This is a genomic window from Elusimicrobiota bacterium (assembly GCA_016706425.1).
In the GTDB taxonomy this organism is placed as follows: Bacteria; Elusimicrobiota; Elusimicrobia; order FEN-1173; family FEN-1173; genus JADJJR01.
Map to the genome: position 1 here is coordinate 1,130,337 of JADJJR010000001.1, position 26,184 is coordinate 1,156,520.

General features: G+C 63.5%; 21 protein-coding genes and 2 tRNA genes. 21 read left to right on the top strand and 2 right to left on the bottom strand.

Annotated features, from left to right (window positions below):
• Entirely contained in the window at positions 1-171 is a 171-nt protein-coding gene (locus tag IPI56_04650; protein MBK7545028.1) for a hypothetical protein, read from the bottom strand.
• Between the two features lie 523 nt (positions 172-694).
• On the opposite strand from IPI56_04650, the gene IPI56_04655 reads away from it, so the two are divergent.
• The 15 genes from IPI56_04655 (at position 695) to IPI56_04725 (ending at position 12,370) form a co-directional block, all read left to right on the top strand.
• On the top strand, positions 695-1,135 hold the full coding sequence (locus IPI56_04655; protein MBK7545029.1) for an Rrf2 family transcriptional regulator: 441 nt from the start codon (positions 695-697) through the stop codon (positions 1,133-1,135).
• 3 nt (positions 1,136-1,138) lie between these two features.
• Entirely contained in the window at positions 1,139-1,900 is a 762-nt protein-coding gene (sufC, locus tag IPI56_04660) for a Fe-S cluster assembly ATPase SufC (GenBank protein ID MBK7545030.1), read from the top strand.
• 9 nt (positions 1,901-1,909) lie between these two features.
• Entirely contained in the window at positions 1,910-3,325 is a 1,416-nt protein-coding gene (gene sufB, locus IPI56_04665) for a Fe-S cluster assembly protein SufB (protein MBK7545031.1), read from the top strand.
• A complete protein-coding gene (gene sufD, locus IPI56_04670; GenBank protein ID MBK7545032.1) occupies positions 3,322-4,581 on the top strand; it encodes a Fe-S cluster assembly protein SufD in 1,260 nt (419 codons plus the stop codon). Before sufB ends, sufD begins: the two co-directional genes overlap by 4 nt.
• The gene (locus tag IPI56_04675) at positions 4,574-4,885 is read left to right on the top strand and encodes a non-heme iron oxygenase ferredoxin subunit (protein ID MBK7545033.1); all 312 of its coding nucleotides are present in this window, start codon (positions 4,574-4,576) and stop codon (positions 4,883-4,885) included. The genes sufD and IPI56_04675 overlap by 8 nt, the downstream gene beginning before the upstream one ends.
• Positions 4,882-6,129, top strand: a complete 1,248-nt coding sequence (locus tag IPI56_04680; GenBank protein MBK7545034.1) for a cysteine desulfurase — start codon at positions 4,882-4,884, stop codon at positions 6,127-6,129. Before IPI56_04675 ends, IPI56_04680 begins: the two co-directional genes overlap by 4 nt.
• Complete coding sequence (locus tag IPI56_04685) at positions 6,126-6,566, top strand: SUF system NifU family Fe-S cluster assembly protein (protein ID MBK7545035.1); 441 nt, start codon at positions 6,126-6,128, stop codon at positions 6,564-6,566. The genes IPI56_04680 and IPI56_04685 overlap by 4 nt, the downstream gene beginning before the upstream one ends.
• Positions 6,563-6,961, top strand: coding sequence for a DUF59 domain-containing protein (locus IPI56_04690; GenBank protein ID MBK7545036.1), 399 nt, complete (start codon positions 6,563-6,565; stop codon positions 6,959-6,961). Before IPI56_04685 ends, IPI56_04690 begins: the two co-directional genes overlap by 4 nt.
• A gap of 107 nt (positions 6,962-7,068) precedes the next feature.
• Positions 7,069-7,144, top strand: a tRNA-Gly gene (locus tag IPI56_04695).
• An 89-nt stretch (positions 7,145-7,233) separates the two neighbouring features.
• The gene (locus tag IPI56_04700) at positions 7,234-7,773 is read left to right on the top strand and encodes a flavin reductase family protein (GenBank protein MBK7545037.1); all 540 of its coding nucleotides are present in this window, start codon (positions 7,234-7,236) and stop codon (positions 7,771-7,773) included.
• An 85-nt stretch (positions 7,774-7,858) separates the two neighbouring features.
• Positions 7,859-7,932, top strand: a tRNA-Arg gene (locus tag IPI56_04705).
• 83 nt (positions 7,933-8,015) lie between these two features.
• Complete coding sequence (feoB, locus tag IPI56_04710; GenBank protein MBK7545038.1) at positions 8,016-9,950, top strand: ferrous iron transport protein B; 1,935 nt, start codon at positions 8,016-8,018, stop codon at positions 9,948-9,950.
• Positions 9,947-10,627: a metal-dependent transcriptional regulator gene (locus IPI56_04715; GenBank protein ID MBK7545039.1), complete on the top strand. Its 681-nt coding sequence runs from the start codon at positions 9,947-9,949 to the stop codon at positions 10,625-10,627. The genes feoB and IPI56_04715 overlap by 4 nt, the downstream gene beginning before the upstream one ends.
• 25 nt (positions 10,628-10,652) lie before the next feature.
• Complete coding sequence (locus IPI56_04720; GenBank protein MBK7545040.1) at positions 10,653-11,447, top strand: 3'-5' exonuclease; 795 nt, start codon at positions 10,653-10,655, stop codon at positions 11,445-11,447.
• Positions 11,448-11,461: 14 nt separating this feature from the next.
• Positions 11,462-12,370 (top strand): TerC family protein, encoded by a 909-nt coding sequence (locus tag IPI56_04725; protein ID MBK7545041.1) that lies wholly within the window; start codon positions 11,462-11,464, stop codon positions 12,368-12,370.
• Here IPI56_04725 and IPI56_04730 read toward each other — a convergent pair.
• Positions 12,363-13,781 (bottom strand): hypothetical protein, encoded by a 1,419-nt coding sequence (locus IPI56_04730; GenBank protein ID MBK7545042.1) that lies wholly within the window; start codon positions 13,779-13,781, stop codon positions 12,363-12,365. The two genes, IPI56_04725 and IPI56_04730, sit on opposite strands and share 8 nt — an antisense overlap.
• Before the next feature lie 158 nt (positions 13,782-13,939).
• On the opposite strand from IPI56_04730, the gene IPI56_04735 reads away from it, so the two are divergent.
• Genes IPI56_04735 through IPI56_04760 form a run of 6 tightly spaced genes read left to right on the top strand, consistent with a single transcriptional unit; the run spans position 13,940 to position 26,175 of the window.
• Positions 13,940-16,708, top strand: a complete 2,769-nt coding sequence (locus IPI56_04735) for a bifunctional acetate--CoA ligase family protein/GNAT family N-acetyltransferase (GenBank protein MBK7545043.1) — start codon at positions 13,940-13,942, stop codon at positions 16,706-16,708.
• A gap of 2 nt (positions 16,709-16,710) precedes the next feature.
• Entirely contained in the window at positions 16,711-17,856 is a 1,146-nt protein-coding gene (locus IPI56_04740) for an aminotransferase class V-fold PLP-dependent enzyme (protein MBK7545044.1), read from the top strand.
• Positions 17,857-17,862: 6 nt separating this feature from the next.
• Positions 17,863-19,611, top strand: coding sequence for a C4-dicarboxylic acid transporter DauA (dauA, locus tag IPI56_04745; protein MBK7545045.1), 1,749 nt, complete (start codon positions 17,863-17,865; stop codon positions 19,609-19,611).
• Between the two features lie 38 nt (positions 19,612-19,649).
• Entirely contained in the window at positions 19,650-23,039 is a 3,390-nt protein-coding gene (locus tag IPI56_04750) for a hypothetical protein (protein MBK7545046.1), read from the top strand.
• The gene (locus IPI56_04755; GenBank protein MBK7545047.1) at positions 23,039-25,036 is read left to right on the top strand and encodes a S8 family serine peptidase; all 1,998 of its coding nucleotides are present in this window, start codon (positions 23,039-23,041) and stop codon (positions 25,034-25,036) included. The genes IPI56_04750 and IPI56_04755 overlap by 1 nt, the downstream gene beginning before the upstream one ends.
• Positions 25,033-26,175: a hypothetical protein gene (locus IPI56_04760; protein ID MBK7545048.1), complete on the top strand. Its 1,143-nt coding sequence runs from the start codon at positions 25,033-25,035 to the stop codon at positions 26,173-26,175. Before IPI56_04755 ends, IPI56_04760 begins: the two co-directional genes overlap by 4 nt.
• Positions 26,176-26,184: the final 9 nt, after the last annotated feature.

Below are 26,184 nucleotides of genomic sequence, written 5' to 3' on the forward strand. Positions count from 1 at the left end.
CTAGGGGCCCAGGGGGAGCGACGCCAGCTGGGGTGGTTCCTGTCTCCGGGCGGTTTTACGGCGTTCGGCCCAAAGACTCGTTTCCGGGGAATAAGCGAGCAAGCTGTTCGTGGCCAGGAACACCAGAGCCACCCCGCCGGCAATGAACCTTTGGAAAGGGAAAGAATTCATAGCAAGAATATAGCTTAACAACGTTATTTATAGCCTTAAGAGCCTGTAACGATATTGTAAACCACCTATTCCATGCATTCCCGTTGAGAAAAAGCATTTAGGCCGTTATTCCCGCTTGAATCTGGAGTGAACGGAAGGACGGCCAGGGCCAGGTTTCCCGTCGACAATTAACCGGACATCTGTGCCGCTGTCCACCTTAATTGGCACATTATTTTGGGGGCCCGAGAGGACCTCGTTGGTGCACTCTTTTGGTCGGCTCGACCGGCCTGGGGCGTTTCGGCCTCGATAAACGAATCGCGGACCCGGTCCGTCAAAGGCGATCGGGAAGCCCGGTGTCGAAAATTTCCGACAGGTTTTTTTAAAAAGCGCGGTCCAATCGCCTTTGTGGGAATGGGAAAACCCAAATTCACACTAAAACTTGACTAAAATTTCATATATTAGGTAAAATAGTATAAAGGGGTAAGAATTAGCCCAGGAGAAGCCGATGCGCGTGACCGCGATGCAAGAATATGGCCTTCGCTGTATGGTTCAGCTGGCGGCCCACAAGAAGCCCTCTCCCTTGGCGGTTCGGGAGATCGCCCGTCGGGAAAAACTCACCCCCGTTTATGTGGAAAAGATTTTGGTGAACCTGCGCCGGGCCGGTCTGGTCAAAAGCTTGCGGGGCGTCAACGGCGGCTACATCATGGCCAAACCCATTGGCGAGGTGTCGGTGGCGGTGGTCTTGTCGGCCCTGGGTCAGGTGGATTTGGGAAGCAATTTGTGCAGTCGGTTCACCGGGGATTCCGCGGCCTGTGTCCATTCCGGGGATTGCGGGATACGCCCCATTTGGGGACTTTTGACGCGTTACATTTACGGTTTCTTAGAGCAAGTCAGCCTTGAACAGCTTCTCCAAGGGGAATCGCGGGTGGTCGAAGCCATCGACCGCATCGGTCAGAAACCGCGGCCCATCGGATTGGGGGTCTAAACCATGACGTCGCCGCTTTTTCAAATTCAAGATTTGCATGTCACCGTGGAGGGGAAGAAAATCCTCAACGGGCTCACCTTGTCCGTTAACGCCGGGGAAACCCACGCCATCATGGGGCCCAACGGGTCCGGCAAAAGCACCCTTTCGTACGCGGTCATGGGACACCCCAAATACAAGATCGAGTCCGGCCGCATCCTTTACAGGGGCGAAGACATCAGCGCCTGGGCGCCCAACGAACGGGCGGTGAAAGGCCTGTTCCTGGCTTTCCAGTACCCGGTCGCCGTGCCGGGGGTGAGCGTGGTGAATTTTCTTCGAAGCATTCTCAAGAACCGCCGGGGCGCGGACACCCCGCTCAAGGAGTTTCGCAAGGAACTGAAGGACAACATGAAGGCGCTGCAAATGGACACCGCCTTCGCCAACCGTTACCTCAACGACGGTTTCTCCGGCGGGGAAAAGAAGCGTCTGGAAATCCTCCAGATGGCTCTCTTGAAGCCGTCCGTGGCGTTTTTGGACGAAACGGATTCGGGGTTGGACATTGACGCCCTGCGGGTCGTGTCCGAAGGGATCAATCGTTTGGCCGCCCCCGACCGCGCCACGGTGTTGATCACGCACTATCAACGGCTTTTGGATTACGTGAAGCCCGGTTTCGTGCACGTTCTGGCGGGGGGGCGTATCGTTCGTTCCGGTGGCCCGGATCTGGCCTTGGATCTTGAAAAAAAAGGGTACGAATGGATCACTTCTCCGACCGTCGGGGTGGGATCCTAGGAGGGGACCATGTCCTCGAAAACCGATCTCAAAGGGCTGGGCAAGGACTATCAATATGGGTTCCACGACTCGACCGACAATTACACCTTTCAGTCGGGGCGGGGATTGACGCGGGACATCGTCGAGCGCATTTCCGAAATGAAGAAGGAACCCGCCTGGATGAGGGAATTTCGCCTCGCCGCCCTGGACACTTTTCACCGCAAACCCATGCCCACCTGGGGCGACTCCAAGGCCCTGGCCGGCATTCAATTCGACAACATCCATTATTACATGAAGCCCACGGACAAACAGGGCCGGACCTGGGAGGAAGTGCCCGAGGGAATCAAGAACACCTTTGATCGTTTGGGGATCCCCGAGGCCGAACGGAAGTTCCTGGCGGGCGTCACCGCGCAATACGAATCCGAGGTGGTCTACCACTCCATCCGGAAGGATTTGGAAAAACTGGGGGTGTTGTTCCTCAGCATGGACGACGGTCTCAAGTTGCATCCGGAGATCGTCAAAAAATATTTCGGCACGATCATCCCCCCGGCCGACAACAAATTCTCCGCCTTAAATTCGGCCGTGTGGTCGGGCGGCTCTTTCATTTACGTTCCCAAGGGCGTCAACGTGCCCATTCCGCTCCAGGCGTATTTCCGCATCAATTCCGAGAACATGGGGCAGTTCGAGCGAACCCTCATCATCGCGGACGAAGGGTCCTTCGTCCATTACATCGAGGGGTGCACCGCCCCGACCTATTCCTCCGATTCGCTGCATTCGGCGGTGGTGGAATTGATCGCCCTGCCCGGGGCCAAGATCCGTTACACCACCATTCAAAACTGGTCCAAGAACGTTTACAACCTGGTGACGAAGCGCGCGGTCGCCCACGCCAACGCCACGGTGGAGTGGATCGACGGAAATTTGGGATCGAAGTTGACCATGAAATACCCCGCCGTTTATCTGGTGGGGGAGGGCGCCCGGGGGGAAATCCTTTCCGTGGCTTTTTCGGGAAAAGACCAACACCAGGACGCCGGGGCGAAAATCGTCCACGCGGCGCCCCACACCACCTCGGTGGTCACCTCCAAGTCAATTTCCAAAGACGGCGGCCGGTCCAGCTACCGGGGGCTGATCAAAGTCCACAAGGGCGCCGAAGGGTGCAAGTCCAACGTGCGTTGCGACGCGCTGATCATGGACGCGGCCTCCCGCTCCGACACCTACCCCACCATGGAGATCGACGAAGAAAACACCTCCATGGGCCACGAGGCCACGGTGTCGAAAATCGGCGAGGACCAGTTGTTTTATCTCCAATCGCGGGGGCTCTCCGAAGCGGAGGCGACCCTGATGATCGTCAACGGCTTTTTTGAGCCGTTCGTGAAGGAATTGCCGATGGAATACGCGGTGGAGCTCAATCGCTTGATTGAAATGGAAATGGAAGGGTCGGTGGGATGACGACGGCGAATCCCCCGGGGGTCTCCCCGGCCGCCCTTCGGGAGTCGGCGCGGACGCTTTTTGACGCTTTGCCCTGGCCCAAAACCGAGGACGAAGCCTGGCGTCGAACGGATCTCACTTTCTGGGATCCCCAACATTTCCAGAAGGGAACGACGGCGAATTTGGCGCCCGACCGGTTCATTGAGTCGGACCGTTCGGCCGAGAGGGCGGGCGAAGTGCTTTCCCTGGGGGCGGCTTTCCAGGTTCGCCTGGACCCCGCGACGGCCGCGCAGGGGGTCGTCTTCTGTCCCTTGGCGGAGGCCCTGGCCCGGTTCCCCGAGAAAGTCGCGCCCCATCTAGGGACGATCGTCCCCCCGGAGTCCGGCAAATTCGCGGCCATGAACACCGCGTTCTTCGAGTCCGGCGTTTTCCTTTTCGTGCCCAAAGGCGTGACGGTGGCTATGCCCTTCCTGGGCGGGCACGGCGCCGGGGCCGCGGCGGGGCGGTCCGTTTTTCCGCGCACGTTGGTGGTGTTGGAAGAGGGCGCCCAGGCCACCTACATTGAGGACTTCACGGCCGCCCCCGCCGAGGGCGAAAATCTGTCCTGCGGCGTTGTGGAATTGGTACTCGGGGCGGGGGCCCGACTGCATTACATTCAACTGCAACGCTGGCCCAAGGGGTGGTGGCATTTCCTTAAGCAGAACGCCCGGTTGGACCGCGACGCCTCCTTGACCACCTTGGTGGTGGCCACGGGGGGGGACACCAGTCGGGCGGATTTCGGCTCGGATCTCGCGGCGCCGGGCGCCGACGCGCGCTTGTACGGGCTGGTGTTCGGCGACGGGGAACAGCGATTGACCCACCACACCCTTCAAAACCACCGCGCCCCCGCGACGACGAGCGATTTGCTCTTCAAGGCGGCGCTGCGCGACAACGCGCGGTCGGTTTACACCGGGATGGTCAAAATCGCCCCCGAGGCGCAGAAGGCGGTGGCTTACCAGGCCTCGAAAAACATTTTGCTGTCCAAAGGGGCCCGGGCCAACGCGATCCCCATGTTGGAGATTTTGGCGGACGACGTGAAATGCGGTCACGGGGCCGCCGTGGGCAGCCTCGATGACGACCAACGTTTTTATTTGATGAGCCGGGGACTCTCCCGCGAAGAGGCGGAGCGGGTCATCGTGGAGGGTTTTTTCGAGGACGTGCTGCAGCGCATTCCCGTCCCGGGGATGTCCGACCGTTTGCGGGCCATTTTGGACGCGAAGCTGGAAGCCGGTGGGTAATTTTCAAACCATCGCCAGCGTCGACCAAGTGCCGCCGGGGACGCTGCGGGTGTTTCGCTTGAAGGGGAAACGCCTCGCCGTGAGCCACGTGGACGGCGCCTTTTACGCCATCGACGATGTGTGCACGCACGACGACGGCCCCCTCGGGGAAGGCGCTTTGAAGGGCGACGAAGTGGAATGCCCCCGCCACGGAGCGCGTTTTAATGTCCGCACGGGGGCCGCTCTGACCATGCCCGCGGTCGTGCCCGTCAAGGCCTACCGCGTGCGGGTGGATGGAACGCACATTCAAGTGGAGCTCCCGTGACCGCCCTCAACCCCGATCGATTGCGCTTGGACTTCCCCATTTTGTCCCGTAAAATCCACGGCAAGCCCCTGGTGTATTTGGATAACGCCGCCACCACGCAGAAACCGATGTCGGTCATCATGTCCATGACGGCCTACTACGAGCGCACCAACGCCAACGTCCATCGCGGGGTGCACACCCTGTCGCAGGAGGCGACGTCTTTGATGGAACAGTCCCGGGACAAAGTCGCCGCCTTTATCGGCGCGCCCGACCCCGCGACGGTGATTTTTACGCGGAACGCCACCGAGTCCATCAACCTCGTGGCCTACTCCTGGGCCCGAAAAAATCTTAAGCCGGGCGATGAGATCCTCCTCACCGAGATGGAGCACCATTCCAATTTGATCCCGTGGCAGATGGCCGCCCAGGCCACGGGCGCCGTGTTGCGGTTCATCCCCGTGACGGGATGGGACGGTTTTCTGGACCTTTCGCGCCTCGACGGCCTATTGACGCCCCGCACCAAACTGCTGGCCGTCACCCAGATGTCCAACGTGTTGGGGACCATCAACCCGGTGACGGAGCTGGCGCGGCGGGCGCACGCCGTCGGGGCCAAGGTGTTGGTGGACGGCGCCCAGTCGGCGCCGCACTTGGCCGTCGACGTGAAGACCCTGGGGGCGGATTTCTTCGCCTTTTCGGCCCACAAGATGCTGGGGCCCACGGGGTTGGGGGTTTTGTGGGCGCCGCGCGCTTTATTGGAAACCATGGAACCGTTTTTGGGCGGGGGGGACATGATCAGCCAGGTCTGGCCCGACCGCGCGACGTGGAACGAACTCCCCTACAAGTTCGAAGCCGGGACGCCCAACATCACGGGGGCCATCGCCTTCGGCGCGGCCATCGACTATTTGAACCAGGTTGGCATGGACAACATCCGCGCCCACGAGCAAGACATCACCGGCTACGCCTTGGGCACGCTCAAAGACCGCTTTCCGAAAATCGTCTTGCACGGGCCCGCCGATGTCGCGCAACGGGGCGGCGTCGTGAGTTTTGAATTGCCGGGGGTGCACCCCCACGACATCGGAACCATTTTGGACCGGGAGGGCGTGGCCGTGCGGGCGGGGCACCATTGTTGCCAGGTCCTCATGAAAAAGTTCGGCGTGGCCGGCACCGCCCGCGCCAGTTTTTACCTTTACAACACCCGCGCCGAGGTGGACGCTCTTGTCGCCTCCCTCGGTCAGGTGGAGCGCCTGTTCGTTCCCAGCGTTCGATGACCGACGATCTTTACCGCGAAGTCATCCTGGATCATTTCCGCCATCCCCGGAACCAGGGCGCCCTGGAAGCGCCGGACGTCAAGGTGCAGGGCGTCAACCCCCTGTGCGGCGACAGCCTGGAGTTGATGTTTACCGTCAAAGACGCAAAAATCGCCGACATCAAAATGACGGGCAACGGCTGTTCCATTTCGCAGTCCTCGGCTTCGATGATGACCGAGGCGCTCAAAGGCAAGGCCCTGGGCGAGTCGGAGGCGTTGGCCAAGGCGTTTAAGAAAATGATGTTGGAAAACGGCGCCGCCGAGGACCTGCCCGAGGACCTGGAAGAGTTGTCGGCCTTGGAAGGCGTGCAGAAGTATCCCGTGCGGGTCAAATGCGCCCTGTTGGCCTGGAACACCCTTTTGCAGGGATTGGAAGAATGGAAAGGAAAAACAAAATGACAGCCCCCGTCGCCCCCACCCCCGACAGCGTTCGCGCGGTTTTAAAAACCATAATGGACCCGGAAATCCATCTCAGCATCTTGGATTTGGGATTGATTTACGACGTGACCGTGAAACCGGACGGAAAGAAAGGCCAGCGCGTCAACATACGAATGACGTTGACGACACCGGCCTGCCCCTACGGTCCCGCCCTGCTCAGCAAGGTCCACGCGGACGTGGGCGCCATGCCCGGGGTTTCCGACGTGAACGTCGATTTGGCTTGGATCCCGCCCTGGGACCCGCGCACCATGGCGTCCGATGAGGCAAAGTTGAAAATGGGCCTGTTTGAATTGGACGACGAAGACGACGACGCGCCGGTGGGGAAGAGCCCTTCCAACGAAAAAAAACCGGCGTGATTTCGGCGTTTGTCGGTTCGGGCAAAGATTTGTATAATCGCTAGAGATCCGATGAACACAGCGTGTCGGATGCCGGACGCACCCCCGGCGGGGGCGCGTTCGCGAGCGCGGGCGTAGTTCAGTTGGTAGAACGTCTCGTTGCCAACGAGAAGGTCGTCGGTTCGAACCCGATCGCCCGCTCCATTTGATTCGGTTGGTTTCCCAAAGCCCACGGTGAAAACCGTGGGCTTTTTGTTGGGTCGAGTCGTGGGGGGTTTTTCAAATTGAAGCCGATGCCGGTGCCGCTGGAAAAGAGTTTGAGGTTGATCAACCACGGACCTCTGGTGGTTGTCACGACGGCCCGGGCCGGGCGTGTCAACGCGGCGCCCGTTCAGTGGAACGTTCCCGTGAACGACGCCCCGCCGACCGTCGCGCTCGCCTTGGACGCTGACAATTTTACCCGGGCGTTGATCGAGGAAACGGGCGTCTTTGTCCTGAACGTCCCCGACGAACGCTTGCTGCCCGCCGTGCGGGCCTGGGGGGCGCGCTCCGGCCGGACCGGGGAGAAAATGAGAGGCGCGGGAGCCGCTTGGGAGCCCGGCGTGGCGGTCCCCGTCCCTCATTTGACGGAGGCCCTGGGGTATTTGGAGTGCCGCCGGGTGAAGACCGTGGAATTGCCGGGCGTGTCCTTGGTTCTGGGCGAGGTCGTCGGCGCCGGGGCCGACCCATCTTTTTTTGTCGACAGTCGTTGGGCGGATTCGGTGCGAACGCTCCACCATTTGGGCGGGGGAACCTTCGCTTTGGCGGGGGAGAGACGGTCTTTTCCGGCCTGATGTTGTCTTTGGATTGGTCAATTAACCCCAAGATTTGGTAAAATTCGTTTCCTGTTTTTGATGGATGGGTGGTTGTCCCCGTTTTGACCCCATAGCTCAATTGGATAGAGCGTCTGCCTACGGAGCAGAAGGCTGTAGGTTCAAGTCCTACTGGGGTCGGATTTCTTGCTCCCCGACGGCAATGCCGTCGGGGAGTTGTTTTTTGAGGGGCGTCTTGTTATAATTGAAATAAGATTTCAATCATGAAAACCCTCGCCCTGGTCGGGAACCCCAACGTCGGCAAATCGGTTCTGTTTAACCGGTTGACGGGGCGTTACGCCGCCGTCTCCAATTACCCCGGGACCACCGTGGACGTGTCCACAGGCGGGTCTTGGCTGGGCGGGGAAAAATGGCGGGTGGTGGACACGCCGGGGGTGAACGGCCTTCTGCCTTCATCGGAAGACGAGCGGGTGACCCGCGACTTTCTGTGGCGGGAGCGGCCGGACGTGGTGGTCAACGTGTTGGACGCCAAGAACCTCCGCCGCGGCCTGGTGCTGACCTTGGAATTGGCCGAGCAGGGAATCCCCCTGGTCGTGGTGTTAAACCTGATGGATGAGGCCATGGACCGGGGCATTGCGGTGGACGCGGACGTGCTGTCGCGGCGGTTGGGCGTGCCAGTGATTTCGACCGTGGCCACCACGGGCGATGGGGTCCCGGCCCTGAAAAAAGTGATCCCTTTGGCGGGCCGCAGCGTCGCCGTGCCGGTCCTGTCTTCGGAAATACAACGATCCCTCCAGGCCCTTGAGGATTCCTTCCAGGACACGCGCGGTCGCCCCGTGGCTATTGCGCTTTTGGCGGGGGACGACACGGCACTGACCGCCGGGGTGGCCCTGGCGGTGGGCTTGTCCGACCAGTCCGTTTACGCGACCGCCGAGCGGGAAAGGGCGCGCTACACGGCCCGCACGCCCCGGCAGATCCTGTTTGAGGGGCGGGAGGCCCGCGCGCGGGAATTGGTGGCCGAGGCGGTTTCCCAGGGGGGGCGTTTGCGGCCGGGGTTGTCCCAAACCCTCGGGCGGTGGGCCCTGCGTCCCTGGCCGGGGTATTTGATCGGCGCGGCCGTGCTGTACGCCGTGTACCTGTTTGTCGGTGTTTTTGGCGCCGGGACCGCGGTCGATTTCCTCGAGAACACTTTTTTCGGCAAATGGGTTGTCCCCTCCGTGACCCGCATGGCCGACCGTTGGATCCCCTGGGCCGCCGCGCGGGACTTCCTGGTGGGCCCCTACGGCGTTGTCAGCATGGCGTTGTCCTACGCTTTTGCCCTCATATTGCCCATCGTCGCGACGTTCTTTATCGCCTTCGGCCTGTTGGAGGATTCCGGTTATTTGCCGCGGCTTTCGGTGTTGTTGGACCGTGTGTTCCGGTTGATGGGCTTGAACGGCCGCGCGGTCTTGCCCATGATTTTGGGTTTGGGCTGCGACACCATGGCGACCATGACCACCCGCATCCTCGATACGCGCAAGGAACGGATCATCGTGACGTTGTTGTTGGCGCTCACGGTGCCCTGCTCCGCCCAGCTCGCCGTTATTTTGGGGATGGCGGCCGGGCTTTCCCCAAAAGTTTTGGTCCTGTGGCTGGCGGTGATCGTCGGCACCACGCTCCTGGCCGGCTGGGGCGCTTCGCGGGTCCTCCCCGGGGCGCGGTCCACCTTCCTCATGGAAATTCCGCCCATTCGGCGCCCCCTTTTGCGCAACATCGCCATGAAAATGCGTCTGCGCCTTTGGTGGTATTTGAAGGAAGTGGTGCCGCTTTTCATCTACGGCACGGCCGCCCTCTTTTTCTTGGACCGGTGGGGCGCGTTGAAGGCCCTGGAAAAAACCTTTTCCCCGGTGGTGCAGGGCTTCCTGGGATTGCCCGCCCAGGCCACGGAGGCGTTTTTAATCGGCTTCCTCCGGCGGGACTACGGCGCGGCCGGCCTCTACCGCCTGCAACAGGACGGCGCCCTGGATCTAAGGCAGGTCACCGTCAGTTTGGTGCTGATCACGCTGTTCATGCCGTGCGTGGCCCAATGGTTGATGATGTTTAAAGAGCGCGGGTGGAAGGGCGCTTTGGCCATCACCGGCGCGGTTTTGGGCATTGCCTTGCTGATCGCGGGCGGGCTCAATCAAGTGCTGATACTCTTCCCAGGACTGGTGCTATGACCGAATCCATCAAATACCCGCTCCCCACGGCCGAACGCGAAGACCTCGAGGAATCCCTCGGGCTGGTTTGGCACAAACGCGAATCCGGTGTGACGGCGGCCGCCGCCGTGCGGGAAGCCTTAACCGCGGCCGGTAACCCCTCCGCCTGGGACCGGCTGGTCAAGGAAAAGTTCGTGACCGAAGAGGGGGGACGCGCGCATCTGACGGCCCAGGGGGAAGCCACGGCGGCGGCCGTCATCCGCCGACACCGCTTGGCGGAACGGCTGCTGACGGATGTTCTCCATTTGGACCGATCGGTGATCGACCCGAACGCCTGCGTTTTTGAACACATCCTCTCGGCCGAAGTGAGCGAATCCATTTGCACCTTGTTGGGGCACCCCGCCGAATGCCCGCACGGGTTGGCGATCCCCGCGGGGGACTGCTGCCGGCGCCACGCCGATCAATTGTCACCGATCGTGGAGCCCTTAGCGCGCATGAAAGCGGGCGAATCGGGCCGCGTGGCGTATTTGCGGCTTAAAGACCATCCGGAGCTTCACCGTTTGATGGCGTTGGGATTGGTCCCCGGGGCGGACCTCAAGTTGCACCAAACTTACCCCGCCTTCGTGTTGGACCTGGGGGAGACGCAGTTGGCCCTGGAGGAGGCCGTGGCCGAGCGGATTTTCGTCCGCCGCACGTGAAAAATTCGTAAAATCACCTTCCTTTATGTCGTTTCTATCTCTCTCGCGGCCCATCGTTTTCTTCGATCTGGAAACCACCGGACTCCTTTTGGAGTTGGATCGGATCATTGAGATTGGGATGATCAAAATCCATCCCGACGGACGCGCCGAGGAACTCTGCCAGCGGTTCGACCCCGGCCTCAAAATCCCGGCGGAATCCCGCGCCATCCACGGCATCACCGATGAGATGCTGCGCGGCCAGCCGAAGTTCGGCCAATGGGCCCAGCGCCTCTTCGATTTCATCGGCGATTCGGATTTGGGCGGGTTCGCCCTCAACCGGTTGGACATCCCCATGTTGACCAAGGAGTTTGGCCGGGCCGGGTTGCATTTCTCCATGGAGGGGCGACGCATCGCCGACGCCAGCATCATTTTCCGGGAACGGGAGCGGCGCGACCTGCGGACGGCCTACCGGTTTTATTGCGGGAAGGAGTTGATCAACGCCCATTCCGCCGCGGCCGACACCCGGGCGACCATGGAAGTCCTCGAGGCGCAACTGAAGCGCTACGCCGATTTGCCCAAGGACATGGACGGCCTCCACGCTTTTTGCACCGCGCCGGAGCCCTCCCACGTCGATCGTGACGGGAAACTGGTTTGGCGGGACGGGGAGGCCTACTTTAATTTCGGCAAACACCGCTACCAAGCCCTCGCCCAGGTCCTTAAAGAAGACCCGGATTATCTCGACTGGATCATTCAAAAGGCGGACTTCACCGGGGAGTTCGTTGAAATCTGCCGCCAGGCGCGACGCGGATTTCTTCCCATCAAGCCCGGGCCCGCGTCGTGAGCCACCAGTTGGTCATGTGGGTGCTGTTCAACGTCATCGTCGCGGTGATGCTTTACATCGACCTGGCCGTGGGGCAAAAAAAATCCCACGCGGTGGGAATGAGGGAGGCGGCCCTCTGGAGCCTGGTGTGGGTGGCGGTGTCCTTGTTGTTTGGGGTCGGGATCTATTTTTTTCTCAGCCCCGAGAAGGCCATGCAGTTCCTCACCGGCTATTTGATCGAGAAATCCCTCTCGGTCGACAACATGTTCGTGTTCATTATGATCTTTTCCTATTTTTCCGTCGCTCCGGAGCACCAGCCCCGGGTGCTGAAATGGGGCATTTTGGGCGCTCTCGTCATGCGGTTCATCCTTATCTTTATCGGGGCCGCCCTCATTCAGCGGTTCCACTGGGTCCTTTACGTGTTCGGCGGGTTCCTGTTGTACACGGCTTACCAGATGGCGTTCGGGGGGGAAAAAGAGTTTAAACCCGAGGAAAATCCCCTGTTTCGGCGGGTCAAGAAGTGGTTGCCCATGACGGGTTTGCGGGGGGACCGTTTCTTTGCCAGGGTTAATGGCGCGCTCCACGCCACGCCTCTTTTCCTGGCCGTGTTGGTGGTGGAGTTCAGCGATTTGGTGTTCGCGTTGGATTCGATCCCCGCCATTTTTTCCATTACCCAGGACACCTTCTTGGTTTACACGTCCAACGTGTTCGCCATATTGGGTTTGCGGGCGCTCTACTTTTTGGTGAGCGGCCTGGTCCAGCTGTTCGCCTACTTAAAATTCGGCGTGGCCTTGATCCTGGCGTTCGTGGGCGTGAAGATGCTCGCGTCGCATTACGTTCACATCTCGACCGGGCTCTCCCTCGGCGTGGTGGTGGGGGTGTTGATCCTGTCCATCACCGCCTCGGTGTACTGGCCCCCGCGAAAAGCCGCGCCGGTCATTTGAGGTCGGTCGTTTCCTTCCAGTCGGCGCGGTAGAGCGATTTGCCGTCGGTTTTGCCGCTCAACGCAACGGCGTCGTCGTAATAAATCGTCAAGTCCCGCGCCTGCAAGGTCCCTCCCACACGCACGGTTCCCAAGATGGAAATCGGTCCCGCGTCTTTTTTAACAATGTCCCCGTCCACCCACACCAGACCCCGTATCCCGGCGTCCGCAATGCGTTGGCAACAGCGCCCCGGCTCCGTGAGGAGGGGAGCGAACGTTTGCCAAGGGCGGCGGGCGCCTGGGCCGTACTCATCGGCCGCCTTGGCCGGCAACACCGCCCGGAACGAACCCCGCTGGGTGGTGAGATTGAGGTTGTTGCCCTCGCCCACCAGGATCAACGCCTCGAGCTCCAGGTTGGCCCCGTTGGGCCACAACCAAGTGTCGACGGGGTTGGGGGTGTCGTTTTCAACGAAAATCACGGCGGTCGGATCGGACAGGGAATAGGCGCGGCCGTCCGGAGAAGCGCGAAAGCGAATGCCGTGCAGGCTGTTTTTGGACGCGCGGAAATACCCGGACTCGGGGGGGTCCGAGAGGGCGGGCCAGGGGCCCTCTCCGCTCCATTCCAGGCGACCGCCCTCATCGGGGGACATGGGCACGCGGCTTAACTTCGCCCGGTGGCGGTAATACTCCATGTCCAGAACGGGGGCGCGGCCCAAGGTCCGGTCGTTGGCATATCGGTCGGTGGTGGGGATCTCTTTTTCGTCCCAGCGGAGGATGTTTTTCGCCACGAATTTTCGTGGAAACCCGTCCGTGTTTCCCAACAGCAAGTCCCCGCGCGAAACGATCGGTCCCCAGTGCACGTGCACCGAAGGCCCCAGCGCCAGGGTCCCCTCGGTGGCGAGGGCGGTGCGGATGCCATCGCGGGTGTAGGCCGCCCGCACGCTCCGGGTTTCGCCGGTTTCCTCATCGTAGCCGGTGGCCACGATGGTGACGTCCGTCGCTGACGGCCCGGGGACAAACCGCACCCGGTAGGTGCCGCCCCGCTCGTCCGTGAACGTCATGTCGTCGTTGTAATTGGGGATTTCCGTGCCGACCCGGGCTTTCTGCCAAAGGATTTCGGATTCGCCGAGTTTCTTCAGTCCGCGGCGGAGACCCGCTTCGGCGAAGCGGAGCGCGGCGGAAGACCGACGTAAGGCCGGACGCTCGAGCCGCCGTTGGGTCTCTAGGTAGTGCGCCGTGGGGGGGACGAAAACCGCCACGGTGAGCAACGAGGTGACCGCGCCCAGGAACGCGTGCCCCCGAATGGCCCCGGGGCGAAAAAGGGTCCGCGGTTTGTCGGACCGTCTCCTCAAGGGGAGCATTTGGGCAAGACGCTTCGTCCGCGCCAGGGGGGCGCGCCAAAAGGCGTTGGATGAGGATCCTGTCTCGACCACGGAACCTCCGGGCCTCCCGAACGACCGACCGGGGGGCCTCTTAATCCTAACCCCGGCGGGGGGGCTTTGCAACCCCCGCGCGCGGCGGTTTTCCTTCGGGGAAAAAGCGCCGGGGATTTGATAAAATACCCCCATCCTTCCACGAAAAGAGGGTTCCCATGTCATCGTCTTCTTCCGATTTGTCCCATTCCCTGGCCGGTCAGGCCGATCCCGCCCACGACGTCTTCCGGGGCGACCGCGGGTCGCTGGACGTCTTCTTCCGCCCCAAATCCGTGGCCGTGGTCGGGGCCACCGAGCACGCCGGCACCGTCGGTCGGACCCTTTTGTGGAACATGATCTCTTCCTCTTTCGGCGGCACCGTCTACCCCGTCAACCCGAAGCGCTCAAGCGTCCTCGGCATCAAGGCCTACCCCCGGGTGTCGGACGTGCCCGAGGCCGTCGACCTCGCCGTCATCGCCACCCCGGCGCCGAAGGTTCCGGAGGTCATCGCCGAATGTGTGTCCTTGGGCGTGCCCGGGGCCATCGTCATTTCGGCCGGGTTCAAGGAATTCGGCGCGGAAGGCGCGGCCCTGGAGAAACGCATCCAGGACATCGCCCGGGGCAAAATGCGCATTCTGGGCCCGAACTGCCTGGGGCTCATGTGCCCGCCGTCGGGTTTCAACGCCACCTTCGCCAAGGGGATTTCCGCCGCCGGCAACGTCGGATTTTTGAGCCAATCGGGGGCCCTGTGCACCGCCGTGTTGGATTGGTCGTTTCGGGAGAACATCGGGTTCTCGGCCTTCGCCTCCCTGGGGTCAATGTTGGACATCGGCTGGGGCGACTTGATCGATTATCTGGGCAACGATCCCAAAACCGAAAGCATCGTCATTTACATGGAGTCCGTCGGCGACGCCCGGGCTTTCATGTCGGCGGCCCGTGAAGTGTCCCTCACCAAACCCATCATCGTCATCAAGGCGGGACGGACCGACGCGGCCGCCAAGGCCGCGGTGAGCCACACGGGGTCCCTGGTGGGTCGCGACGACGTGCTGGACGCGGCTTTCGAGCGCTGCGGCGTTATCCGGGTGGACGCGATTTCGGATCTCTTCCAGATGGCCGGGACCCTGGCCCGCCAACCCCGTCCCAAGGGGAACCGCCTGACCATCGTCACCAACGCCGGCGGGCCCGGCGTCCTCGCGGCCGACGCGTTGATCGAAAACGGCGGGCAGCTCGCGGAGCTCAGCGCCGAAACCATGAAGGAGTTGAATGGGTTTCTCCCCGGCCCCTGGAGCCACGGCAACCCCGTGGACGTGCTGGGAGACGCCGACGCCGGCCGCTACGGCCGCGCCATGGAAACGGCGATCAAAGACACGAATTCCGACGGCTTGCTTTTGATTTTGACCCCCCAGGACATGACGGACGCCACCGGTTCGGCCCAGCAGTTGGCGCTCAAGGCCGGCGCGCTGGCGGGCAAACCCGTGCTCGCCAGTTGGATGGGCGGCGAAACCGTCGAGGCGGGGCGGCAGGTGCTCACCAAGGCGGGGATCCCGGTGTTCAATTACCCCGACACCGCGGCCAAGATTTTCTGCACCATGTGGGCCTACAGCGCTCACTTGCAGGCCCTCTACGAAACCCCGACCCTGTCGGCGGGCGCCCACGAATCCGGCGTCGATTACGCCCGCGCCAAGGCGCTCATCGACGGCGCCCGCGCCGCCGGACGAAGCATCCTGACGGAGGACGAATCCAAGCAATTGCTCGCGGCCTACGGGATCCCGACGGTCGAGACGCGTCTGGCCCATTCGCCCGAGGAGGCGGCCCGTCAGGCCGACGCCCTCGGTTACCCCGTGGTCTTGAAATTGCATTCCAAAACGATCACCCACAAATCCGACGTGGGCGGGGTGATGTTGAATCTTCAATCGGCGGACGCCGCGCGCACGGCCTTCGACACGATTCGCCGCAACCTGGAATCGATCAAGGGCCCCGGTCACTTTGACGGCGTCACCGTGCAACGCATGATCCGGTGGGAGGGACACGAGGTCATCCTCGGCGCCAGCCCCGATCCTCAATTCGGCCCTGTTTTGCTCTTCGGCACGGGCGGCAAACTGGTCGAGGTGTTCAAAGACAAGGCCCTGGGGTTGCCCCCGCTCACGAGCACCTTGGCCCTGCGCCTCATGTCCCGGACCAAAATTTGGAAGGCCCTGCAGGGCGTGCGCGGCCAAAAAGCCGGGGATCTCGCCGCGCTGGAGCGCGCGTTCATCCGCTTCAGCTGGCTCACCGTGGAGCAATCGGCCGTTAAAGAAATCGACATCAACCCGCTTTTGGTTTCTCCCGAAGGGGTCGTCGCCATGGACGCGCGGGTGGCCCTCTATACGCCCGAGGAGGAAAAAAGCCGCGTGCGCCCGGCCATCCGGCCCTACCCGACGGATTTCGACAAGGAGATCACGGCCAAGGACGGGACGCGCCTTTTGATCCGGCCGGTTCGGCCGGAGGACGAGCCTTTGTTGGTGGAGTACCACAGCCACCTTTCGGAGCGGAGCGTCGTGTCACGGTATTTGCGTCCCTTTGATTTGGGGGCCCGCACCGCCCATGAACGGTTGCGCCGCGTTTGTTTTGTCGATTACGACCGGGAATTGGTGTTGGTCGCCGAACAGCCCGCCGTCGGCGGCGCTCCGGGGCGGATCTGGGCGGTGGGGCGTCTGTCGCGCCGGCCGGGCACCGCTTCGGCCCAATGGACGATGTTGGTGGCCGACCCCTACCAAAACAAGGGGCTCGGCACCGCTTTCCTGCGGCACATGGTCGAAATCGCCCGGGCGGAAAAGATTACCCATCTGTGGGCGGAAATCCGCCAGGAAAACCTGGAGATGTTGCGGGTTTCGGAGCGCCTGGGGTTCCGCCACACCGTGTGCACCGACGGCACGGTCCGTGTGCAATTGAATTTGCCGGTCGCGTAAATTTGAAAGAACTGTATTTCGACAACGCCGCCACCTCCTGGCCCAAGCCCCCCGCCGTGGTCGGGAGTTTGGCGGCCTACCAACGGTCCGTGGGGGCCAGCGCGGGGCGGGGCGCCTACCCCCGGGCCGTGGCTTCGGGAGAAATTCTTCAAGACTGTCGCGCCGCGTTGGCGGGCCTCTTCAACGCCCCCGATCCCCGACGGGTGATCTTCACCCTCAATTGTTCGGACGCCCTCAATCTGGCGATTTTCGGCTTGCCTTGGAAGCGGGGGGACCGCGCCCTGGTCACCCCCTTCGAGCACAATTCCGTCCTTCGACCCCTGCACGCCCTTAAAGAGAAGCTCGGCATCGCCATCGATGTGATGGCCGTGGATGGGGACGGGCGCGCGATCCCGGACCGGCTTGGAAAATGCCTCCGCCCGCGAACGCGCCTTGTGGCCGCGGTCCACGCCTCCAACGTGACGGGGGGGCTTCAACCCCTGGCCGCCCTCGGCGCCTTCGCCCGGCGGAAGGGCCTCCCGTTCCTCGTGGACGCCGCGCAGTCCGCCGGGGCGGTGCCGATCGACGTGCGGGCCATGAAAATCGACCTCCTGGCCTTTCCCGGGCACAAAGCCCTTTTGGGGCCCCTCGGCACCGGCGCGTTGATCGTGACCCCGGGTCTTGATTTGACGCCTCTTCGCCACGGCGGCACGGGCAGCCTCTCGGAAAAAGAATTTCAACCCCCGTTTTACCCCGACCGCTTGGAAACGGGCAGCCACAACGCCCCCGGACTGTTGGGGCTGCTGGAGGGCGTGCGGTTCCTCCGGGGACGGGGCGGCCCCGCCGCGGTGCAACGCCGCGAGCGCGGTCTCATGGAGGCGTTTTTGGCCGGGGCGGCGCGCGTGCCCGGGCTGCGCCTGTTCGGTCCATCGGCCGCCGCCGAACGTGTGGCGGTGGCGTCGTTCCGGTTCGGCGGCGAAGCGCCGGCCCGGACCGCCGACCGCCTGTGGGCCAAGGGGCGGTTGATGGTGCGCGCGGGTTTGCATTGCGCCCCCTGGGCGCACCGCTGGCTCGGGACGTTGCCGGACGGCACTTTCCGTTTTTCCTTCGGCCCTTTTTTGACGGGCGCCGACATCGACCGGGCCCTGCGGGTTCTGCGGGACCTCTGAGCCCCCATGAAGCGCCTTGTCGATCCCGCCCGGAAGTTGATTCGCGTTCTCCGTTTACGACCGTTCCAAGCCCTGCGGGAACGCTGGGCCGAAGGCTACACCCGCCGGGATCTGACGGGGGATTTGTTGGCGGGACTCACGGTGGGTCTGGTGGCCGTGCCCCTGTCCATGGCGCTGGCGGTGGCCAGCGGGGTGGCGCCCCAGCACGGTTTGTACACGGCCATCGTCGCCGGGTTTCTGACGCCGCTTTTTGGCGGGTCGCGGTATCAGGTCACGGGGCCCACCGCCGCGTTCGTCGTCATTTTGGCGCCCATCGCCTCCCGCCACGGGTTGGCGGGCCTGGCGCTGGCCGGGGCCATGGCGGGCGTCTTGTTGATTTTGATGGGCCTCGCCCGCATGGGCCAGGTGATCCAGTTTGTGCCCCACCCCGTGACGACGGGTTTCACCTCGGGCATCGCCCTCGTCATCGCCACCCTTCAAATAAAAGATTTCTTTGGCCTCCAACCCGGCGCCTTGCCGGACCACTTCGTCCCTCGTCTGGGGGCCCTGTGGGCGGCGCGGGCCACCGTGTCCGGGACGGAATGCGCCATCGGGGCCGTCACGCTTTTCCTTTTTTGGGTTTGGCCGAAATTCGTTCGCCGCGTGCCGGCGCTCTTGGGGGCCCTGGCGATCGTCACCTTCGGCGTGGCGGCGTTGGAATCCCTCTTCCCTTCGTTCCGGGCGGCCACCGTGGCGACACGCTTCGCCGCCACAGGCGGTATCCCCGCCGGAGCGCCGCCCTTCGTTTGGCCCTGGGCCTGGGCGGGCCCGTCCGGCGCGGCGCCGGTCTTAAGCTTCGCCTACATCGAAAGCCTGTTGCCCGCCGCGCTGGCCATCGCGCTCCTGGGGGCCATTGAGTCCCTGTTGTCCGCCGTCGTCGCCGACGGCATGACGCGCACGCGCCACGACCCCGACGCCGAGTTGCTGGCCCTCGGGCAGGGAAACATCGCGGCGGCCTTTTTCGGGGGCCTGCCGGCCACGGGGGCCTTCGCGCGCACGGCGGCGGGGATTCGCGCGGGGGCCCGCTCCCCCCTGGCGGCCATGACTCACGCGCTCACCGTCCTGGGGGTGGTGCTCCTCTTCGCCCCGTGGATTTCCCGACTGCCCATGGCGGCGATGGCGGCCTTGTTGCTGGTGGTGGCCTATCACATGTCCGAAATTCGTCGGGTGCGGCACCTCGGACGGGTGGCCCCGCGGGGGGATCTCTTGGTGCTCGCCGCCTGTTTTCTCCTGACCGTTTTGTTCGATATGGTGATCGGTGTCTCCGCCGGGATCGTGCTCGCTGCGTTGTTGTTCCTGCGCCGCATGGCCCGCCACACCCGGGGACGGTCTTTGTCCCACGGCCCCTCCGCCACGGGCCACGCCTGGCCCCGGGACGTCTTCGTGTATGAAATCGCCGGGCCGCTGTTCTTCGGTGCCGTCGAGAACGCCCTCGGGGCCCTGCGGGCGATCCATCAACAGATGCGCTGCGTCGTGCTCATCCTGACCGAGGTGCCGCACCTCGACGCCACGGCCTTGGTGGCCCTCGAGGCGGTGTTGTCGGACCTGCGCCAAGGGGGGCGGTCGGTGGTCCTCGTCGGGGCGGGTCCCCAACCCTTGCGGTTGTTGAAGCGGGCCGGCCTTTTGGAAGGGGACTCCGCCGTCCAGTCCGTGGGCACCATCGACGAGGCTCTGAGTCGGGTGGGTCGACGGGATCCGCCGCGTTTGATAAAATGAGGAAGCGAATAAAAAAAATAAATTAATGGATCACGATCATGTCCGATAACCTCTCCACCTACATCGCTTTGAAATTGGCCGCCCTGGGGGTGCCTGTCCCCGAAGGCGTCGAACCCTTGGTCGACGTGGCGCGTCCCTTGCTTCGCAACTATCAAGAAAAGAGCCGCCTCTTGTCCCAACGGCACGCGCCCGTGGACGACCGGTTGCAGGCCTTTCTCAACGCCTATTTGGCGGATGTTCCGGGCGATGTCCCCACGCTTCCTTCCGACACGTTCGTTTTGGATCTGCCGGGTTTGGCGCGGGCCGTCTCGTTGCCGCCGGACCAGGACAGTTTTCTCTCCCCCATCGTGAGCACCTACCGGGTCAAGCAGGGCATTCTCCACAATCCCAAGCACGACCGCCGTACCACCGAAGGTGTTTTTCATGTGGCGGAGGGCGGTTTCCCGATTCCCGGCGATAAGCGGGCGGTTCCCAAGGCGGTGTTTCAATCGTTGTTGCGCGCCGCGCTGGCGCCGCCGGACGACATGATGGTGTTGCCCTACACGGCGAGCCGGTTCGACCCGGCCCGGGTCTGGGTGAGCCTTTTGATGCGCCCTTTGGTGTGCCCGGCGATTCCCGAACGCCGTTCGGCAAAGACCACGGAAATTCGTTTTTTCGCCCCCGGGGGGATGGTCGGCAATTTGGATTTCGTGGAATCCATTTTCGGCAACGGGGGAGATCCCCACTTGCCCGAAAACGACTCCGCCCTCGACACCGATGGGTGGACGGGGCACACCGGCGGGGTTCTTTTGGCGCCCCATTTGATCAACCTGACCAAAAAGGCCCTGGGCTTGCCCCCCGTTGCGGAGGCGACCGATCGCCAAAAGCGGGACCGGATGTTCTGGACCGACCCCAACGAGTTGTACAACGACGGGCAGGCCTTTAAAATCACGGCCCGGGACGCTCGGGGCGTCATGTTCACGATCATCGCCGACAACTACTTCGGCTATTGCAAAAAGGAAGTCAAAACCCAAATCAGTTTTTCGGCCAACCTCTTCGGTTGGGCCGAGGAAGAGCACGCCGGCGGCGCGGTCGCCTTCGCGAGTTACGACCTGGGCGGCCGGTTCCAGCAAGAGCCGCGCATCGTGCCCCAGAACGGATTGACCTTTTCCGAGATGACGGCCATGTACGACGCCTTGATGGACGTGAAACCGGAGGGGTACGCCGTCGACCGGGAGTATCCCGAGGTTTGGTACGTTCCCGAGGATGCCCTTTTCGACTTGCACTCGAAAACGGTTTCCTGGATGTGGAACGGGAAGTTTCAGAACATTCGATTGTCGCCCCGCAACATCCACATTTTGCCCAACGGGTACAAAGTGGGTCTTAGCCGCCAGGTGGGCGGGCAAGGATGGCATTTGGCCGGGATCTCCGCCGAAGGCGTCTTGTGCCACAAGCCGAGCACGGTCAGTGGCGGGGGGAAATCTGAAATTTCCAAATCCATTGAGGACGCCATGGTGCAGGGCCCCGTCTTCGTGGCGGATCTTCAAAAGGATCTCGACGCCGTGGCGGCGATCATCGCGCGCAACTACGGCGACCGTTTCATCAACCCCCGCGTGATGACGCGGCCCTCGCGACCGATCCTCAGCGCGGCGCGATCCCTGGGGTCGGTCATCAAGCTTTTGACCCCCGCGCCGGAATACACGACGGAGTTCAACGCCTGGTTGGCGTCGATCCCCCGCCATATTTTGGATTTGGTGTTGATTTTAAAGCGCTTCTATCGCCCGGAATGGGGGAACGATTGGCGCCCCCACTTTTCCGTCGACATGGTCAACGGGGCCCCCGGGCACGAATTGAAGGTGGAGGGCCATCGGTTGCGCTCCAGCTACATTCGGGTGGGATACGAAAAAGACGGGTCCCGGAGGATCTACCGGGTGCGGCAGGATTTCGACACCGCCGACAAGGTCCAGATGGAGGACGATATCACCGCCAGCGTGGTGGTCCCCCGCGCGGACTTGGACGGCGTCGAAAGCGGTCTGCCGGGCCCGAGCGTCAAGCTGCTCGCCAATTGCGAGCGCCGCCTGTTCCAGCGCCCCGACGACGCGGTGATCCCCGGCTACGACAAACAGGCCGAGGCCGACATCGCCGGGAAAAACGTGTTTTTATCCAACTGGGAGCCTTTGACGCGCCCGCAAGTCCGTGACCTGGTGGACGACGCGCCGGTGTTTGATCAATTCACCGACTCCGTCCGCGCGGTGTGGCGGGATTTCTTGATCGATATGAAACCGACGTTCCTCGTTTCGTCCGCCCACCCGCGCCTTGTCGATGGGAAACCATCGAAAAACCCGCGTTATCTTCAGGACAGGCCGGATTTGGTCAACGCGCGCGGGACTCACGTTGCGCGCATGGGCTCCCGCCTTTTCCGCCGCGTTTTGTTGGGCCGGCCCTTGGTGTGGCCGGTGAACGCCGTGCTCCCCGCGCGCCGCAACAACCCACCCGACGCCAAAATCGGGGCGCCTCCCCTGTGCGTTTACAACCCGATCCATTATCAGGAATTGCCCGAGTTGTTCATGGATTTCATCAGCAGTCTTACGGGGAAATCGCCCTCCACCACCGGCTTCGGCTCGGAAGGGGCTTTGACCAAAGGGCCCTTCAACGCCCTGCCGCCGATCGTGGATCTGAACAACGCCCTCGTGGCTTTTGTCCTCACCGGGGCCCCGGGCTTTTCGACCGCGGCGGGATACATCGGGCCCCACGTTCGGGTCGACCATGACATCAGCTTGTTGGTGCCGGAAATCTGGGCCCGCTTGACCCCGGAGGAGCGCGCGCCCGACGAGATGATCCGCACCGGCCGGCTCGAGAAGTTGGTCGATTTTGATCACCGAGGCCGCCTTATCCCCGCGTCGCGGCTGGGTTACCGTGTCACCCGACGTTTCGCCCGGGAGTTTCTTGGACGGATTTTCAACAACCCGGACATCGTTTTCTCCGAGGCGATTCTTCGGCCCGAAACCCAGGACCCGGACGTTTTTGCCGACGGGATCGAAGCCGTCGCCGCGGCCCACAAGCGGGTGGCCGAGGGGTATTTTGAGGATGGCAGCGTTCGCTGGGCCGCGCCGCCCCTGGCGGCGCTCCTTCACATCATGGCCAAGGGGCATTGGGAAGGGAAAGACGTGAACCACCCCGATGTCCGCCGATTGTTCACCTTGGAGGCGATGCTCGCCTCGGACTGGTATCGAACCCGCTTGGACACCCAGCAAAAGAAAGAGAAGAACCTGTTGGTGCGCCATCGGACCGCCTTGGAAAACGCGCTGGCGGGACTGCCGCCGGAGCGGGTCTTGGCCCTTGGTCTTCACGAGCGGATGGCCCGGCTCAAGCAAGAGATCCAATGGGCGGAGTCCCCCGGCGCCCTCAAGTCCCTGGAAGGCTACCTGGGCGCCGACCCGACGCTTTGATGGCCCCCCGCGATCGCGCGCGTGTCGGCGGGATCGCCCTCCTCCTTTTGTCGTTGTCGCCTTTCCTCGCCCACGGGGCCGAGCGCGATCGGCCCTTTTCGCCGATTGTGGAGGGGGAAATCCTCGTTCGTTTCAAAAACCCCGCGGACATCGGCCTGCCGGCGGGGGTGCGCCGCGGCCCGCGCGCCGCGATGGTCACACCCTCCGCCTCCCTTTCGACATTGCACGGAGCGCGCGGCCTTTTGGAGGCGCGCCGTTTCCTGATCTCCGAACCCCGACCGATGGGCGGGGTCCGGGCCCTTCGGCGGGGGGCGCGGGTGTCGGCGGAGTTGCGCGGCCGCGCCGTCGAGTTCCGGGACGCCCTGGAGCGCACGGCGGTCCTTCGCTTCGCCCCCGGGGCCGACCTGTCGGCGCTGATGGCCGCTTACCGCGCGGACCCCGCCGTGGAGTCCGTCGAACCCCACCGCCGGGCCCGGGCGTGCTACACCCCGAGCGATCCCGCCCTCTCCTTGTACTGGGGCCTGCGCGTCATACGCGCCACTTCCGCCTGGGACCACACCACCGGCGCCGATGTCGTGGTGGGGGTGATCGACTCCGGCGTCGAGTTGACCCACCCCGACCTGTCGGCCAACCTTTGGACCAACCCGGCGGAAATTCCCGCCAACGGTTTGGACGACGACGCCAACGGGTTCATCGACGATGTCACGGGCTGGAACTTCGCCTACGACAACGCGAACCCCACGGACGACAACGGGCACGGCACCCACGTGGCGGGCACGGTGGCCTCCACCGCGGACAACGGCCAAGGCGGGGCGGGGGTGGCCTACGACGCGCAAATCATGGCGCTCAAGGGGTTGGATTTTTTTGGTGACGGGACTTTTCAGGCCCTGGCCAACGCGATCCTTTACGCGGTCGACAACGGCGCCGACGTCATCAACGCCAGTTGGGGCGGGGAAGGCTCGGAATCCACGCTTGCTTCCGCGGTGGCCTACGCGATTTCCCACGGGGTGGTGTTTGTGGCCGCGGCGGGCAACGGCGATTTATTTGGCAACCCCATCAACGTGGCGAATTTTACCCCCGCGTCCCTGCCGGGCGTTATCGCCGTGGGGGCGACGGACGTCAATGACGTGCGCGCGTCCTTTTCCAATTTCGGAACCAAATTGGCGTTGACCGCTCCGGGTGTGGATGTCCGCTCGACCTCCCTGGGGGGGGGCTATATCGAAGAATCCGGCACCAGCATGGCCTCGCCGCACGTGGCCGGTCTGGCGGCCCTGGTGTTGTCCTATTGGCCAACGTACACCGTCACGCAGGTCAAAAGCGCCCTGACCTCGACCGCCGACGACCTGGGCGCCGCCGGCTTTGATATCTTCTATGGCCACGGACGGGTCAACGCCGAGGCCCTGGCGGCGGTCCTCGTCGATGTCTCCTCGCCGTCGACCCCCGGCAACGTTCGGGCCGTTCCCCTCGCGGCGGACCGCCTGCGGGTGCGCTGGACGGCCTCCACCGACGACCACGGGGTGGCCGGCTACCGTCTTTGGCGGGACGGCGTTTTCGTGGCCACGGTCACGGCGACCTCCCACGACGACACCGGCTTGCCGCCGGACACCCTGTACGGCTACACGGTGGCGGCCTACGATTTCAAGAACCACGAATCCCCGACGGCGGCCGCCTCGGCCCGGACGCCGGAGACCGTCCCGGCGGGGGCGAGCGCGTCGGCGACCCCGTTCCCCAACCCCGCGCGGGCCGGACAAGATCCCACCCTGCGGATTTGGATGCCCGCCATGGACCGCTTGGAAATTTCCATTTACGACAGCGCGGGCGGGTTGGTCCACCGCGCGCGGCTCAGCGGGGAACCCACCGGGTTTGTGAGCGGGTCGGCGCACCACGATTACCTCTGGACCGAGGAGAAGGCCTCCGGCGTTTACCGGCTCGTCGCCGTCGGGGAGGCGGACGGGGTGACGCACCGCGTCCGGGCCCGCTTCACGGTGATCCATTGACGCGCTGGAGCGCCCCCCTGGCCGCCCTGTTGGTGGGGGTTTCGAGCGTTCGCGCGGAGCGCCCGGGCGCCGCGTTTTTGACCCTCGATCCGTCCGTCCGGTCCCAGGCCCTGGGCGGGTCCCAGGCGCTCCTGACCGGAGCCGAAGCCATGGGGCACAATCCGGCGGGTTTGGCCCTCCTGCCGGTGGCGGGTGAGGCGATCGCGAATTACGGACCCCTTGACGAGGGGGTGTCCTACGGCCACGCCGCGGTCGCGCGCCGATGGCCCGGTCGAGGACCGGTGGCCGGCCTGTCGGTGACGGGGTTGTTTGCGGACGGGGGGAACGGCACCGACGCCCTGGGGCAGCCGGTGGGCGGCTCCACCGACGCGGGGGATTTTTCCTTCGCCGCGGGCTTGGGCGGTGGTTTGGTTCCGAACGTGTTTTGGGGTCTGGCGGGCCGCGGGGTTCGGTCCACGCTGGCGGGGGTTTCTTCCGATTGGGCCTGGGCGGGGGACGTCGGCCTCCTTTACCGCCTGCCCCGGGCGTCCCTGGGGGTTTCGGCCCAAAACCTCGGCACGGAACTAAAATTCGAGCGCGATGGAGATCCCTTGCCCTCCTCGGTTCGCTGCGACGCCGCCTGGACCACCGGGGCGTGGGCGTTGGTCGGGCAGGCCCGGTTCGACCTGCCCGAAAAAAAGAATCGATGGACCGCGGGGGTGGAATACCGGACGGGGCCCCTGGTCCTGCGGGGCGGATCTTTGTTGGCGGAGAGCGGTGGCGTGAAGACGGGCGGGGGGCTGGAGGAATCGTCGTTCCTGGAAAAAATTTCTTTCGGGATGGGGTTTCAGTTCAAGGCGGCGCGGCTGGATTACGCCCTGGCGGATCAGGCGGGCGGCGACAGGGCCTGGCACCGGTTGGCCCTGGTCTGGCGCGGGGGCGGCGAGGGAAATCGTTGGACGTCCCGGGCCCCCGGCGATCGGTTGGGGGAACCCCGCCCACCGGCGCCCAAGAAGGTCCCGTCTATTAAAGGGTTAAATAAGAAGCCTTTAAAGAAAGGCCCGCCCGTCGTAAAAAAGGCGCCGGCGGCCCCGGAGACGGCCCCCGCGCCCAAAACCGGTGAGCGCGTCCGCCCCTCCCTCAAAAATTTCGACTATTGAACCGGCCGT